Annotated in this window: 15 protein-coding genes; 12 read left to right on the top strand and 3 right to left on the bottom strand. The window is 72.9% G+C overall.

What is annotated here, in order from left to right; genetic code table 11:
* Positions 1-240 precede the first annotated feature (240 nt).
* The 11 genes from ftsZ (at position 241) to nrdR (ending at position 12033) form a co-directional block, all read left to right on the top strand.
* Positions 241-1488 carry a cell division protein FtsZ gene (ftsZ, locus tag M3185_RS10155; protein ID WP_251333560.1) on the top strand — a complete coding sequence of 416 codons (1248 nt, stop codon included), beginning with the start codon at positions 241-243 and terminating at the stop codon, positions 1486-1488.
* A 119-nt stretch (positions 1489-1607) separates the two neighbouring features.
* Complete coding sequence (locus M3185_RS10150) at positions 1608-2339, top strand: polyphenol oxidase family protein (protein ID WP_251333559.1); 732 nt, start codon at positions 1608-1610, stop codon at positions 2337-2339.
* Positions 2336-3124 (top strand): YggS family pyridoxal phosphate-dependent enzyme, encoded by a 789-nt coding sequence (locus tag M3185_RS10145; RefSeq protein ID WP_251333558.1) that lies wholly within the window; start codon positions 2336-2338, stop codon positions 3122-3124. The genes M3185_RS10150 and M3185_RS10145 overlap by 4 nt, the downstream gene beginning before the upstream one ends.
* Positions 3125-3251: 127 nt before the next feature.
* Complete coding sequence (locus tag M3185_RS10140; RefSeq protein WP_251333557.1) at positions 3252-3779, top strand: cell division protein SepF; 528 nt, start codon at positions 3252-3254, stop codon at positions 3777-3779.
* Positions 3780-3787: 8 nt separating this feature from the next.
* Entirely contained in the window at positions 3788-4078 is a 291-nt protein-coding gene (locus M3185_RS10135) for a YggT family protein (RefSeq protein WP_251333556.1), read from the top strand.
* A gap of 151 nt (positions 4079-4229) precedes the next feature.
* Positions 4230-4895: a DivIVA domain-containing protein gene (locus M3185_RS10130; RefSeq protein WP_251333555.1), complete on the top strand. Its 666-nt coding sequence runs from the start codon at positions 4230-4232 to the stop codon at positions 4893-4895.
* A gap of 131 nt (positions 4896-5026) precedes the next feature.
* Positions 5027-5497: a signal peptidase II gene (gene lspA / locus M3185_RS10125; protein WP_374238493.1), complete on the top strand. Its 471-nt coding sequence runs from the start codon at positions 5027-5029 to the stop codon at positions 5495-5497.
* Positions 5490-6437 carry an RluA family pseudouridine synthase gene (locus tag M3185_RS10120; protein WP_251333554.1) on the top strand — a complete coding sequence of 316 codons (948 nt, stop codon included), beginning with the start codon at positions 5490-5492 and terminating at the stop codon, positions 6435-6437. Before lspA ends, M3185_RS10120 begins: the two co-directional genes overlap by 8 nt.
* Before the next feature lie 55 nt (positions 6438-6492).
* Positions 6493-10038, top strand: a complete 3546-nt coding sequence (dnaE, locus tag M3185_RS10115; protein ID WP_251333553.1) for a DNA polymerase III subunit alpha — start codon at positions 6493-6495, stop codon at positions 10036-10038.
* Positions 10039-10096: 58 nt separating this feature from the next.
* Positions 10097-11452 (top strand): histidinol dehydrogenase, encoded by a 1356-nt coding sequence (gene hisD / locus M3185_RS10110; protein ID WP_251333552.1) that lies wholly within the window; start codon positions 10097-10099, stop codon positions 11450-11452.
* An 8-nt stretch (positions 11453-11460) separates the two neighbouring features.
* Positions 11461-12033 carry a transcriptional regulator NrdR gene (gene nrdR, locus M3185_RS10105; protein WP_251333551.1) on the top strand — a complete coding sequence of 191 codons (573 nt, stop codon included), beginning with the start codon at positions 11461-11463 and terminating at the stop codon, positions 12031-12033.
* A 230-nt stretch (positions 12034-12263) separates the two neighbouring features.
* Here nrdR and ppgK read toward each other — a convergent pair whose 3' ends face one another.
* Together ppgK and map are read right to left on the bottom strand one after the other, a co-directional pair.
* Entirely contained in the window at positions 12264-13076 is an 813-nt protein-coding gene (gene ppgK / locus M3185_RS10100) for a polyphosphate--glucose phosphotransferase (protein ID WP_251333550.1), read from the bottom strand.
* Between the two features lie 46 nt (positions 13077-13122).
* On the bottom strand, positions 13123-14016 hold the full coding sequence (map, locus tag M3185_RS10095; protein ID WP_251333549.1) for a type I methionyl aminopeptidase: 894 nt from the start codon (positions 14014-14016) through the stop codon (positions 13123-13125).
* A gap of 123 nt (positions 14017-14139) precedes the next feature.
* Between map and M3185_RS10090 the strand changes: the two genes are divergently transcribed.
* Positions 14140-14316 (top strand): SPOR domain-containing protein, encoded by a 177-nt coding sequence (locus tag M3185_RS10090; RefSeq protein WP_251333548.1) that lies wholly within the window; start codon positions 14140-14142, stop codon positions 14314-14316.
* A gap of 43 nt (positions 14317-14359) precedes the next feature.
* On the opposite strand, the gene panB is transcribed toward M3185_RS10090, so the two are convergent.
* A complete protein-coding gene (gene panB, locus M3185_RS10085) occupies positions 14360-15205 on the bottom strand; it encodes a 3-methyl-2-oxobutanoate hydroxymethyltransferase (protein ID WP_251333547.1) in 846 nt (281 codons plus the stop codon).
* Between the last annotated feature and the right edge of the window lie 27 nt (positions 15206-15232).

Below are 15232 nucleotides of genomic sequence, written 5' to 3'. Positions count from 1 at the left end.
GCCCCTGCTCACTCTCCGGCAGAGCCTGAGAGTTGTGCCCAATCCTGGGACCACCTGCGGTTTTGGCGAAAAGTGTCGAAAGCGGTATGGATTGTCGTGCAGGTGATGCCCGTCGTTGTTAGTCTTGACCCCGACATCGAACCTCCCCGGGGAACAGCTGACGGCCTGATGTTCGACCTTCGATCGAGGGTTGAGGTCGGGCACGTGATCCGGGACTACTTCCTCTCGAGTTAGGCACCCATGGACTCCTCCACCCCCCAGAACTACTTGGCCGTCATCAAGGTCGTCGGAATCGGCGGCGGCGGCGTCAACGCGGTCAACCGGATGATCGAGGAGGGGCTGCGCGGCGTCGAGTTCATCGCGATCAACACGGACGCCCAGGCCCTGCTGATGAGCGACGCCGACGTCAAGCTCGACGTCGGGCGCGAGCTCACCCGGGGTCTCGGCGCCGGCGCGAACCCAGACGTCGGGCGCCAGGCGGCGGAGGACCACCACGAGGAGATCGAGGAGGTCCTCAAGGGGGCCGACATGGTGTTCGTGACCGCCGGCGAGGGCGGCGGCACCGGCACCGGCGGGGCGCCCGTGGTCGCCCGCATCGCGCGCTCGCTGGGTGCCCTGACCATCGGCGTCGTCACCCGCCCGTTCACCTTCGAGGGCCGGCGCCGCTCCAACCAGGCCGAGAACGGCATCGAGACGCTGCGCGACGAGGTCGACACCCTCATCGTCATCCCCAACGACCGGCTGCTGTCCATCTCGGACCGCAACGTGTCCATGCTCGACGCCTTCAAGTCCGCCGACCAGGTCCTGCTCTCCGGTGTCCAGGGCATCACCGACCTGATCACCACCCCGGGCCTGATCAACCTCGACTTCGCCGACGTCAAGTCCGTGATGCAGGGGGCCGGCTCCGCGCTCATGGGCATCGGCTCCGCGCAGGGCGAGGACCGGGCCGTGAAGGCGGCCGAGCTCGCGATCGCGTCCCCGCTGCTGGAGGCGTCCATCGACGGCGCCCACGGCGTGCTGCTGTCCATCCAGGGCGGCTCGGACCTCGGCCTGTTCGAGATCAACGAGGCGGCCCGCCTGGTCCAGGAGGTCGCCCACCCCGAGGCGAACATCATCTTCGGCGCCGTCATCGACGACGCCCTGGGCGACCAGGCGCGCGTGACGGTCATCGCCGCCGGCTTCGACTCCGTGAGCCCGGAGACCAACGCCAACAACACCAACGCCGCGGCCCAGCAGGCCGCGACCACCCGTGCCGCCTTCGGCTCCGGCGCGGGTCAGCCCGCCGGCCTGGGTCGCTCCCCGCAGCGCGGTGGGGCCCCGGCCTTCGGCCAGCCCTCCGCCCAGCAGAAGTGGGCGCAGCCGGTCGGCAACGACGACGTCCCCGACGACGCCGGGTTCGACGTGGACCTGCCCGCCGAGGCCGAGACCGGCTCGGGCGTGGGCGCCGCGCGCAAGGACTCCCTGGACTTCCCCGACTTCCTGAAGTGAGCTCCGACCCGGGGGCGGGCGCGGGCGACCGCGTCCGCCCCCGGGCGCGTTAACCGCCGGGCGGCGGACGGGACACGGCAGGACGAGCCAGCGCCGACGAGGCGGGACAGGAGGACCAGGTGTTCTGGTGGCAGGAGGACGTCGGGCAGGGCGTGCGGGTGGCGTTCACGGACCGCGGGGCGGGCAACCTGGCCCTGCACACGGGCGACGACGGCGGCGCGGTGCGGACCCGGCGCCGGGCCCTCGAGGGGGCCATGGGGGTCCCGGCGGGCTCGCTGCTCTTCCTCAACCAGGTGCACGGCACCGCGGTGGCCGACGCCGACGACCCCGCCCTGCCCCCGGTGCCCACGGCGGACGCCGCCGTCTCGGCGGACGGTGCGTCCCTGGCCGTGATGGTCGCCGACTGCGTGCCCGTGGTGCTGGTCGGCCGCGGCCCGCACGGGCCCGTCACCGCCGTGGCGCACGCCGGGCGGCGCGGGCTGCTGGACGGCGTGCTCGAGCGGACCGTCGAGCAGCTGCGGGCCCGCGGGTCCGACGGGCTGGCGGCGTGGATCGGGCCGTCGATCTGCGGCGGGTGCTACGAGGTGCCCGCCGCGATGCAGGAGGAGTCCGTGCGGCGGATCCCGGCGGTGGCGGCCACGACCACCTGGGGCACCCCGTCGCTCGACCTGCCCGCGGGCGCCCGCGACCGGCTCGAGGCCCTCGGGGTCACGGTCGCCGGGCCGGCCGGGGCCTCCTGCACGCGCGAGAACGAGCGGCTGTCCTCGCACCGCCGGGACCCGGGCTCCGGGCGCATCGCCGGCCTCGTCTGGCGCAGCGCGCCCGCGGACCCCGCGCAGGGCGCCGCGTGAGCGCCGGGCCGGACCCGGCCCGCCGGGACGCGGGGGAAGACCCGCGCACCCGCGAGCTCGCGCACGCCCTCGACCGGGTCCGCGCCCGGGTCGCCACCGCCGCGGCCGGCCAGGACCCCCGGGCGGACGAGCCCACGCTGATCGCGGTGACGAAGTTCTTCCCCGCGGCCGACGTCGCCCGGCTGCACCGCCTGGGCGTGCGCGACGTGGGCGAGAACCGCGACCAGGAGGCCTCCGCCAAGGCACGGGAGGCGAGGGAGCTCGGCGCTGCCCCGCTGACCTGGCACTTCATCGGCCAGCTGCAGTCCAACAAGGCGAGGTCGGTGGTCCGCTACGCCTCCTGGGTGCACTCGGTGGACCGCGCCTCGCTGGTGACGGCCCTCGGCCGGGCCGTGCTGCGCCACCGGGAGGCCGCGGCCGCCGGGGACGAGCCGCCGGGCCCGTGTGCGGCCGAGGACCTGACGTGCCTGGTCCAGGTCTCCCTCGACGCCGAGGAGCACCGCGGCGGGGCCCGCCCCGAGGACGTCGTCGCGCTCGCCGAGCGGATCGCCGCCACGGAGGGCCTGCGCGCGGGCGGCGTGATGGCCGTCGCGCCCCTGGGCGCGCCGCCGGGCCCGGCCTTCGACCGGCTGCACGAACTGTCGCAGCTCCTGCAGCGGTCCCTGCCGGGGGCCACGGCGGTGTCCGCCGGAATGAGCCACGACCTGGAGGAAGCCGTCGCCCGGGGAGCCACCCACGTGCGCGTCGGCTCCGATATCCTCGGCCCCCGACCACCCGTACGATAGCTTGGAGGACGGCCCTGACGGGCCAGGGCCGTACCGCGCTCCGTGCATCCCTGCGGGCGCGTGGCGGCCGAGGATCCCGGACCTCCCCCCACCGCCGATATCCGCACAGACAGTCAAGGAGAGCACCATGGCCGGAGCGTTGCGCCGCACCATGATCTATCTCGGCCTCGCCGAGACGGACGAGGACTACGACGAGCCGACGCCTGACCGCCAGGAGCACCAGTCCGCTGTCGCGATCCGCGAGGAGCCGCGCGAGGCGCGCGCCCAGGAGTCCACCGCCGTGGCGGCACCGCGCCGCTCGGCCGAGTACCGGGCGCCGGTGACCCCCATCAAGCGCGCCTTCTCCAGCTCTCGAGAGGACAGCTCGACCTTGCGCACCATCACCACCGTCCACCCCCGCTCCTACAACGACGCGAAGTCCATCGGCGAGGCGTTCCGGGAGGGCACTCCCGTGATCATGAACGTCAGCGACATGGGCGACGCGGAGGCCAAGCGGCTCGTGGACTTCTCCGCCGGACTGGTCTTCGCCCTGCACGGATCCATCGAGCGGGTGACCGGCAAGGTCTTCCTGCTCACCCCGTCCTACGTCGAGGTCGTCGGGCACCCCTCCGCGGCCGACGAGGCGGACGAGGCCGACGACGACCAGGAGAACTGAGACTCCCCATGGAACTGCTGCTCTCCGTGCTGTACCTCGCCCTGCACCTCGTCTACGTGGCCCTGCTGGCGCGCCTCGTCCTCGACTGGGTCCAGATGTTCGCCCGCAACTGGCGGCCCCGCGGCGCCGCCCTCGTCGCGGCGTCGGCGGTGTACACCATCACGGACCCGCCCATGCGCCTGCTGCGCCGGCTCGTGCCGCCGCTGCGCCTGGGCGGGGTGTCGCTGGACCTGGGGTTCCTCATCCTCATCTTCGCGATCAGCATCCTGCAGGGCATCGTCGGCCAGCTGCTGATCTGAGCCGGGCCGCGACGGCCCACCCTGTACCCTGTAGCCGGACCGCCCGCCGGGTCCCGGCCCCGCTCCCGGCGCCGCCCCGGACCCGGTCGGCCGGACCCCCGCCGACCCCGCGGACGCGCCCGCCCCAGCCCCGCACAAGGAGGAATGCCCCATGGCCCTGACCCCCGAAGACGTCATCAACAAGCGTTTCCAGCCCACCAAGTTCCGTGAGGGCTACGACCAGGACGAGGTCGACGACTTCCTCGACGAGATCGTCGTGGAGCTGCGCCGCCTGAACCAGGAGAACACCGACCTCAAGCAGCAGCTCGAGGCCGCCGGGCAGTCCGTGGCGCCCCGGGAGTCCGCGCCGTCGCCGGTGTCGGAGCCGGGGCTGCCCACCGCCGCCGAGCCCGCGCAGACCTCCGCCGTCACCGTCACCGAGGCTCCCGCGGAACCGGCCGAGCCCGCCGCGGCGACCGGGGCCGCCCCGGCCGTCGACGTCGCCCAGTCCGCGGCCGGCGTGCTCGCCATGGCCCAGAAGCTGCACGACGACTACGTCTCGCAGGGCACCGCCGAGCGCGAGCGGCTCATCGCCGAGGGCCGCACCCGGGCCGAGGAGCTCGTGGCCGACGCCCGGCGCACCCGCGAGGAGACCCTCTCCGTGCTGCAGGAGGAGCAGGCCGAGCTGGAGACCCGTGTCTCCGGGCTGCGCGCCTTCGAGGCCGACTACCGCACGAACCTGCGGGGCTTCATCCAGGACCAGCTGCAGGACCTCGACACGACCCCGTCGCTCGAGCCCGCCGGCGCCCGCCCCGCCGACGCGGTCGAGCAGGCCTGAGCCCGGCCGCCCCGGGCACGACGACGGAGGGACCGGCCACGGGCCGGTCCCTCCGTCGTCGTGCCCGGTCCGCCGCGCTGCTGGTCTACGCCCTCGACCAGCTCACCAAGTGGTGGGTCGTCTCCGCCCTGGTGCCCGGGCGGCGGATCCCCGTGGTCGACGGCCTGCTGTGGTGGCAGTTCATCCGCAACCCGGGCGCCGCGTTCTCCCTGGGCGAGAGCATCACCTGGGTGTTCACCCTCGTCATGGCGGTCGTCTCCGTCGTCATCGTCCGCACCCTGCTCCGCGTGCGCTCCGCGCCGTGGGCGCTGGCCCTGGGCCTCGTGCTGGGCGGGGCGCTCGGCAACCTCACCGACCGGCTCCTGCGGCAGCCCGGCTTCGGGGTGGGCCACGTCGTCGACTTCATCGCGGTGCCCCGCTTCGCCATCTTCAACGTCGCCGACTGCGGGGTCGTCGCCGGGGTCGGCCTCGTCGTGCTGCTCACCCTGCTCGGCCGCGAGCTCGACGGCACCCGCCCGGGCCGGGGCACCGGCTCCGGGCCCGGTGCCGGCCCGGGAGGCGCGCTCGGCGCGGCGCCGGGGGAGGAGGGGACCCGTGCCTGAGCCCACCCACTCCGAGGAGCGCTTCACCGTCCCGCCCGAGCTCGAGGGCCAGCGCGTCGACGCGGCCGTGGCCGCGCTGACGGGGCTCTCCCGCTCCGCCGCCGCCGGGCTGTGCGCGGAGGGGCGCGTGCTGCACCGCGGCCGGGCGGTCGCCAAGTCCTTCCGCGTGGAGACCTCCCAGACCCTCACCGTGCACGTGCCCGTCCCGGAGGACCCGGGCCGGATCGTCCCCCAGCTCGTCGACGACTTCCGCGTGGTCCACCTCGACGACGACATCGTCGTCATCGACAAGCCCCCGGGGGTCGCCGCCCACCCGTCGCCGGGCTGGAAGGGCCCCACCGTGGTGGGCGCCCTGGCCGGGGCCGGGGTCGCCGTGAGCACCTCGGGGGCCCCCGAGCGCCAGGGCGTGGTGCACCGCCTCGACGTCGGCACCTCCGGGCTGATGGTCGTGGCGCGCACGGAGCGGGCGTACACGGCCCTCAAGCGCGCCTTCAAGGAGCGGACGGTCACGAAGGTCTACCACACCGTGGTGCAGGGACTGCCCGACCCGCTGCGGGGCACGATCGACGCCCCGATCGGGCGCCACCCCGGCTACGACTGGCGGTTCGCGGTGGTCGAGGGCGGGCGCCACGCGGTCACCCACTACGAGGTGCTCGAGGCGTTCGGCCGGGCCACGCTCGTGGAGGTGCACCTGGAGACCGGGCGCACCCATCAGATCCGCGTGCACTTCTCCGCGCTGCGCCACCCGTGCTGCGGCGACCTCACCTACGGCGCCGACCCGGCGCTGTCGGCCGGGCTGGGACTGACCCGGCAGTGGCTGCACGCCAAGCGCCTCGGCTTCGAGCACCCGGGGACGGGGGAGCCGGTCGAGTTCGACAGCCCCTACCCGCCGGACCTCTCCTTCGCCCTGGAGAGCCTGCGGGACGGCGGGCCCGCCTGAGCGGCGGGCCCGGGCCCCGGCCGGGGCCGTCGGAGCGGAGCACTACACTGGACGGGTGACGACGGCATCCGGCAAGAAGAGCTTCACCCACCTGCACGTGCACACCGAGTACTCGATGCTCGACGGTGCCGCGCGCCTCGACGACCTCTTCGAGGCGTGCCACGAGATGGGCATGACGTCCCTCGCCACCACCGACCACGGCTACGTCTTCGGCGCCTTCGACTTCTGGAACAAGGCCCGCAGTGCCGGAATCAAGCCGATCATCGGCGTCGAGGCGTACCTCACCCCCGGCACCGCCCGCTCCGACCGCTCGCGCGTGAAGTTCGCCGACGGCGGGCGCGACGACGTCTCCGGCGGTGGCGCGTACACCCACATGACCCTGCTCGCCCAGTCCACGGAGGGCATGCAGAACCTCTTCCGCGCCTCGTCCCTGGCCTCCCTCGAGGGCCAGCTGTACAAGCCGCGCATGGACCGCGAGCTGCTCAACCAGTACGGCAAGGGCCTCATCGCGACCACCGGGTGCCCGTCCGGGGAGGTCCAGACGCGGCTGCGCCTGGGCCAGTACCAGGAGGCCCGCGAGGCCGCCGCGGAGTTCCGGGACATCTTCGGGGCCGAGAACTTCTACTGCGAGCTGATGGACCACGGGCTCGCGATCGAGAAGAACGTCACGAGCGACCTGCTCAGGCTCGCCAAGGACCTCGGCCTGCCGCTCGTGGCCACCAACGACCTGCACTACACGCACGCGGAGGACGCCAAGTCCCACGCCGCGCTGCTGTGCGTGCAGTCCGGCTCCACCCTGGCGGACCCCAAGCGGTTCAAGTTCGACGCCGACGAGTTCTACCTGAAGTCCCCCGCCGAGATGCGGGAGCTCTTCCGCGACTTCCCGGAGGCGTGCGACAACACCCTCGAGATCGCCGAGCGCTGCTCCGTCGAGTTCGACACCTCCGCCAACTACATGCCGCGCTTCCCGGTGCCCGAGGGCGAGGACGAGCAGTCCTGGTTCGTCAAGGAGGTCCAGCAGGGCCTGCACCACCGCTTCCCGGGCGGGATCCCCGAGGAGGTGCAGAAGCAGGCCGACTACGAGATCGGGATCATCCTGCAGATGGGCTTCCCCGGGTACTTCCTGGTGGTCGCGGACTTCATCAACTGGGCCAAGAACAACGGCATCCGGGTCGGTCCGGGCCGTGGCTCCGGGGCCGGCTCCATGGTCGCGTACGCCATGCGCATCACCGAGCTCAACCCCCTCGAGCACGGCCTGATCTTCGAGCGCTTCCTCAACCCGGAGCGCGTGTCCATGCCCGACTTCGACGTCGACTTCGACGACCGCCGCCGTTCCGAGGTGATCCGCTACGTCACCGAGAAGTACGGCGACGAGCGCGTGGCCATGATCGTCACCTACGGCACCATCAAGGCCAAGCAGGCGCTGAAGGACTCCTCGCGCGTGCTCGGCTACCCCTTCTCCATGGGCGAGAAGCTCACCAAGGCGATGCCGCCGGACGTCATGGGCAAGGGCATCTCCCTCAAGGACGTCTACGACCCGGGCGCCAAGCGCCACGGCGAGGCGGAGGAGCTGCGCGAGATCCTCGCCCAGGACGCCGAGGCGAAGAAGATCTTCGAGACCGCCGAGGGCCTGGAGGGCCTCAAGCGCCAGTGGGGCGTGCACGCGGCCGGCGTCATCATGTCCTCGCACCCGCTGATCGACATCATCCCGATCATGCGCCGGGAGCAGGACGGGCAGGTCATCACCCAGTTCGACTACCCCACGTGCGAGGGGCTCGGGCTGATCAAGATGGACTTCCTGGGGCTGCGCAACCTCACGATCATCTCCGACGCCCTGGAGAACATCCAGCTCAACCAGGACGGCTTCGAGCTGGACCTCGAGAACCTCGCCCTGGACGACAAGGACTCCTACGAGCTGCTCGCCCGCGGCGACACCCTCGGGGTGTTCCAGCTCGACGGCGGGCCCATGCGCCAGCTGCTCAAGCTCATGCGTCCCGACAACTTCGAGGACATCTCCGCGGTGCTCGCGCTGTACCGCCCGGGGCCCATGGGCGTGAACTCGCACACCAACTACGCGCTGCGCAAGAACGGGCAGCAGGAGATCACCCCGATCCACCCGGAGCTCGAGGAACCTCTCGCCGAGATCCTGGACACGACCTACGGCCTGATCGTCTACCAGGAGCAGGTCATGGCCGCCGCGCAGAAGCTCGCGAACTACTCGCTGGGCCAGGCCGACCTGCTGCGCCGGGCCATGGGCAAGAAGAAGAAGTCGGAGCTGGACAAGCAGCAGGCCGTCTTCTTCGAGGGCATGCAGGGCAACGGCTACTCGCTCGAGGCCTGCCAGACCCTGTGGAACGTGCTGGAGTCGTTCTCGGACTACGCGTTCAACAAGGCCCACACCGCCGCCTACGGGCTCGTGTCCTACTGGACGGCGTACCTCAAGGCGCACTACCCGGCCGAGTACATGGCCGCGCTGCTGACCTCGGTGGGCGACGACAAGGACAAGCTCGCGCTCTACCTCAACGAGTGCCGGCGGATGGGCATCACCGTGCTGCCCCCGGACGTCAACGAGTCCGCCCTGAACTTCACCCCGGTGGGCAGCGACATCCGGTTCGGCATGGGCGCCGTGCGCAACGTGGGCGCCAACGTCGTCACCGCCATGGTCGAGGCCCGCGAGGAGAAGGGCGCGTTCACGTCCTTCAACGACTTCCTCGCCAAGGTCCCCGCGGTGGTGTGCAACAAGCGCACGATCGAGTCCATGGTCAAGGCGGGCGCCTTCGACCGGCTCGGACACACCCGGCGGGGCCTCGTGATGTGCCACGAGGAGGCGGTCGACGCCACGGTCGCCGTCAAGCGCCAGGAGGCGGCCGGTCAGTTCGACCTCTTCGGCGGGATGGGGATGGACGAGGACCCCACCACGTCCCTGACGGTCGCGGTGCCCGACGTCCCGGAGTGGGAGCGCAAGGACCTGCTCGCCTTCGAGCGCGAGATGCTCGGGCTCTACGTCTCCGACCACCCGCTGCGCGGGCTCGACGAGGCGCTGGGCCAGTACGCCGACACCTCGATCCAGCCGCTGCTCGGCGAGGACGGCCGGCCCGACGGCGCGGTGGTCACCGTGGCGGGGATGATCACGTCCCTGTCCCGGCGGATCGCCAAGACCTCCGGCAACGCCTACGCCCGGGTGGAGTTGGAGGACCGGACGGGGTCCATCGAGATCATGTTCTTCGGCAAGGCCTACGCCCCGATCGCCGGGGTGCTCGCCGAGGACCTGATCTGCGTGATCAAGGGACGGCTGCAGCGCCGGGACGACGGGTCCGTGACGATCTCCGCCCAGGAGCTGACCGTGCCGGAGCTCTCCGCCGACGGGCACAACGGGCCAGTGCTCATCGCGCTGCCCGAGTTCCGGGCCACCGAGGAGACGGTCAAGGAGATCGGGGCGGTGCTGCGCAACCACCGCGGCGACTCCGAGGTCCGCATCCACCTGGAGACCCGGCAGAAGGTGCAGGTCCTGCGCCTGGGCCCGGACCTGCGGGTGAACCCCTCGCCGGCCCTGTTCGGGGACCTCAAGGTCCTGCTCGGGCCCACCTGCCTGGAGGTCTAGCGCACCCGGGCGGCGAGCGCAACGAGCCGAGCGCACCCGGGCGGCCCGGTGGAATACCATGGATGTCGTGACTACAGCTGAGACGACCACGACAGCGGCCCTGCGGACCATCGACCTGCGCGGCCGGCGCCTGTCGTGGTCCGAGCTGCGCTCGGTCGTGCCCCGGCAGAGCACCGGCTCGCGCGCGTCCGCCGAGCAGGCCGTCGCCGAGATCCTCGAGGCCGTCCGGACGGAGGGCGCCGCCGCCCTGCGCCGCTACGCCCAGCGCTTCGACGGCGTGGAGCAGGACCGGCTGCGGGTCGACCCGGCCGGGATCCGCCGGGCCGTCGACGCCCTGGACCCCGCCGTGCGCAGGGGCCTGGAGACCGCCATCGAGCGCACCCGCGCGTTCGCGCAGGCCCAGCGGCCCGCGGACGCCCGCGTGGAGGTCGCCCCCGGCGCGGTCCTCGTCCACCGCTGGACGCCGCTGCGCCGGGCCGGGCTCTACGTGCCCGGCGGGCTCGCGGTCTACCCGTCCTCCGTCGTGATGAACGTCGTGCCCGCCCAGGCCGCCGGCGTGGGCTCCGTGGTGCTGTGCACCCCGCCGCAGAAGGAGTTCGGCGGGCTGCCGCACCCCACCATCCTCGCCGCCGCCGGGCTGCTCGGCGTGGACGAGGTGTGGGCGATCGGCGGCGCCCAGTCGCTGGCCGCCATGGCCTACGGGGTCGCCGACGGCGACGACGTCCTCGAGCCCGTGGACACCGTCACGGGTCCCGGCAACATCTACGTGGCGACCGCCAAGCGCCTGCTGCGCTCGGTCGTGGGCGTGGACGCGGAGGCGGGGACCACGGAGATCGCCGTTCTCGCCGACGACACCGCCGACCCCGCCTACGTCGCCGCGGACCTCGTCTCCCAGGCCGAGCACGACCCGGCCGCCGGCGCCGTGCTGATCACGCACTCGCCCGGGCTCGCCGCGCGCGTGGAGGCGGAGCTGGCCGTGCAGGTGCCCGCGGCCAAGCACCGGCAGCGGATCGCGACCGCCCTGTCCGGGCCCCAGTCCGGGATCGTGCTCACCGACGACCTCGACGCCTCGATCGCCGTGGCCGACGCCTACGCCGCCGAGCACCTCGAGATCCACACCGCCGACCCGCAGGCGGTGGCCGCCCGGGTGCGCAACGCCGGGGCGATCTTCCTCGGCCCGTACAGTCCCGTCCCGCTGGGCGACTACGCCGCCGGGTCCAACCACGTCCTGCCCACGGGCGGGACCGCGGTGCACGCCCAGGGGCTGTCCACCACGGCGTTCATGAAGGCCGTGCAGCTCGTCGAGTACTCGCAGGAGGCGCTGGCCGCGATCGGCCCGGACATCGTGGCGGTGGCGCAGTCCGAGGACCTGCCCGCGCACGGGCGGGCCGTCACGATCCGCACCGGGGGCTGAGCCGCGCCGTGCACTGCCCCTTCTGCCGCCACGCCGACTCCCGCGTCGTCGACAGCCGCACCACAGACGACGGGACGGCCATCCGCCGCCGCCGGCAGTGCTCCGAGTGCGGGCGCCGCTTCTCGACCCTGGAGACGACGACCATCTCGGTAATCAAGCGCTCCGGCGTGACCGAGCCCTTCGACCGGCAGAAGATCGTCAACGGCGTCCGCAAGGCCTGCCAGGGCCGGCCCGTGAGCGAGGACGACCTCGCGATGCTCGCCCAGGAGGTCGAGGAGACGATCCGGGCCATGGGCGCCGCCGAGATCGAGGCCCATGAGGTGGGGCTCGCGATCCTGGCCCCGCTGCGCCGCCTGGACGTGGTCGCCTACCTGCGCTTCGCGAGCGTCTACCAGGCCTTCGACGGCCTGTCCGACTTCGAGGACGCGATCGACCTGCTGCGCGCCCAGCAGGCCGAGCAGACGGGGCAGCAGACGATCCCGGCCACCGTCGAGCCCCCGGGTTCCGGGGCGCGCAAGCGCTCGGGCCGCCGGCCGAGGAACAAGGGCCTCGAGGGCGTGTCCCAGCCGCGGCTGCTCTGACCCGCCGGTTCCCCGGAGGATTTTCCCGGCGTGTCCCTTGCCGCCCGCCGGTGGCGGTCGTAGAGTGGGGAGCGCAACAGACCCCCGCCGGGGGCTGCGGAGGGGAAGCCGCGGCCTCCGGCGGGTTTTTTTCGTGCCGGTGCTCCTGGCCCCGGCCACGGCGTCTCCCGCACGACGACGCCCGGGGCCCTCTGTGCAGAGGGCCCCGGGCGTCGTCGTGCGGGAGGGGTTCAGCCCTCGGGCGTGTGCGGGATGCCGGCCCACAGGGCCGCGCCGACGATGCCGGCGTTGTTGCGCAGCCGGGCGACCTCGACCGGGGTGCGCAGCTGGAGGTACGGCAGGAACTTGTCCGCGGTCTTGGAGACCCCGCCGCCCACGATGAACAGGTTCGGGGAGAAGAGGAACTCCACGTGGCTGAAGTAGCGCTGCAGCCGCTTGGTCGCCCATTTCTTCCACGACAGCTCCTCGCGCTCGCGCGCGGACGCCGAGGCGCGGGTCTCGGCGTCGTGGCCGTCGATCTCCAGGTGGCCGAGCTCCGCGTTCGGCACGAGCTGGCCGTTGAGGATCAGCGCGGAGCCGATGCCGGTGCCCAGGGTGATCACGATGACCAGCCCCTTCACGCCCCGCCCGGCGCCGTAGACCGCCTCGGCCAGGCCGGCGGCGTCGGCGTCGTTGAGGGCCTCGACGGGACGGCCCAGCCGCTCGGTCATCAGCGCGTCGACGTCCGTGCCGATCCACGCCTTGTCGATGTTCGCGGCCGACAGGGCGACGCCGTCCTTGATGATGGCGGGGAAGACGATCCCCACGGGGGAGTCCGGCTCCGGGGCCTCCGGCCGGGACTGCAGCTCGGCGACGATCTGCTCCACGACGCCGGCCACGGCCTCCGGGGTGGCGGGCTGGGGAGTGGGGATGCGGAAGCGCTCCCCGACGAGCTCGCCGGTGTCCAGGTCCACGATCCCGCCCTTGGTGCCGGTGCCACCGAAGTCGATGCCGATCACGCGACGGCTCGGTACGTTCGCGACGGTGCGATCTGGTGTGGTCATGGGGCGGTCCTCTCGGGGTGCCGTGGGCGGATGATCAGTCGGCAGTCTACGGCAGGGTCAGGATGTCCACACCGTCCTCCGTCACCGCCAGCGTGTGCTCGAACTGGGCGCTGCGGCGGCGGTCCCGGGTGGTCACCGTCCAGTCGTCGTCCCACTGCTCCCACTGGATCGTGCCCAGGGTCAGCATCGGCTCGATGGTGAACACCATGCCGGGGACCATGACGGTCGAGTAGGACGGGGCGGCGTCGTAGTGGGGGACGATCAGGCCCGAGTGGAACTCGCGGCCCACGCCGTGGCCGGTGAAGTCCCGGACCACCCCGTAGCCGAAGCGCTGGGCGTACTTCTCGATGACCCGGCCGATGACGTTGATCTCCCGGCCGGGGCGGACGGCCCTGACCGCCCGGTGCAGGGCCTCCTGGGTGCGCTCGACGAGCAGGCGGGACTCCTCGTCGACGTCGCCCACCAGGAACATGTGGTTGGTGTCCCCGTGGAAGCCGTCCTTGTAGGCGGTGACGTCGAGGTTGAGGATGTCGCCGTCCTCGAGGACCGTCGAGTCGGGGATGCCGTGGCAGATCACCTCGTTGAGGGACGTGCACACGGACTTGGGGAAGCCCCGGTAGCCGAGGGTGGAGGGGTAGGCCCCGTGGTCGCACATGTACTCGTGGGCGATCCGGTCGAGCTGGTCGGTCGTGGCGCCGGGGACCGCGGCCCGGCCCGCCTCGTGCATGGCGCGCGCGGCGATCGTGCCGGCCGCGCGGATCAGCTCGACCTCCTCGGGGGTGTAGACGTTGCCGCCCCGGCCCTCGTCCGGCTCGGCGCGCCCGACGTACTCGGGGCGCACGATGCGCGGGGGAACGGTCAGCTCCGGGCTGACGGTCCCCGGGGTGAGGGTGCCGACGGGGGCGGTCGCGCCGGGGACGGGGGTGTTGTGCGAGGGCACGGGGGTCTGGACCTCCTGGATCGGGATGCGCCCGGCCCCGGGGGAGCCGGTCCGGGCCTAGGATCTACCCTAACGCCCCGGGTGCCGCCACCGGCCCGGTGGCGGTCACGGAGAGGAGACGGCATGGCCGAGTTCTGGTTCAACACCTACACCCACGAGGTCGAGGAGGGCGCCCAGTCGGACTACCGCAAGCTGCTCGGCCCCTACGCGACGCGCGAGGAGGCGCAGAACGCCCTCAGGCTCGCGGCGGAGCGCACGAAGAAGTGGGACGAGGAGGACCGGGCCTACCGGGAGGACTGAGCGCCCCGGGCCGGCCCGCGTCCGCGCCGCTGTGGGCGCGGGGTCAGTAGCTGTGCTCCGGGCCGGGGAACCGGCCGGTGCGCACGTCCTCGACGTAGCGGCCCACGGCCTCCGAGACCACGCCGTGCAGGTCCGCGTACCGGTGGACGAAGCGGGGCAGCCGCCCCTGGCGCAGGCCCAGCATGTCCTGCCACACGAGCACCTGGCCCGTGGTGGCGGCCCCCGCGCCGATCCCCACGGTCGGCACCTCCAGGGCGGCGTCCACCGCGGCGGCGGCCTCGGCCGGGACCATCTCCATCAGCACGCAGAAGGCCCCGGCGTCCTGGAGGGCGCGCGCGTCCTCCAGGAGGGTCCGGGCCGCGTCGCCGCGGCCCTGCACCCGGTACCCGCCGAGGGCGTGCTCGCTCTGCGGGGTGAAGCCCACGTGCGCGACGACGGGCACGCCGGCCTGCGTCATGGCCCGCACGTGGGGGGCGAACCAGGCCCCGCCCTCCAGCTTCACCGCGTGGGCCCCGCCCTCCTTGAGGAAGCGCACCGCGGTGGCCACGGCCTGCTCGGGGGAGCCCTCGTAGGAGCCGAACGGCAGGTCGACGACGACGAACGCGCGCTCCACCGCGCCCGACACGGCACGGCACAGCGGCAGCAGCTCGTCCACGGTGACGGGCAGCGTGGTGGCGTAGCCCAGGACGTTGTTGCCCGCGGAGTCGCCCACGAGCAGGGTGTCGACGCCGGCGGCGTCGAAGATCGCCGCCGTCAGGGCGTCGTAGCTCGTGAGCATGGTGAACTTCTCGCCGCGGCGCTTCGCCTCCCGCAGGTGGTGCGTGCGCACCCGGCGCACGTCGAGGGCGCCCGCCTCCGGGCGGGGGGTGTCCTGGGACTGCTGGGTCATGGGCTCCAGCCTAGCGGGCGCGCCCGG

Source organism: Kocuria rosea (genome assembly GCF_023715525.1).
Classification (GTDB): domain Bacteria; phylum Actinomycetota; class Actinomycetes; order Actinomycetales; family Micrococcaceae; genus Kocuria; species Kocuria rosea_A.
This window is presented reverse-complemented; position numbering and strand designations above follow the sequence as displayed.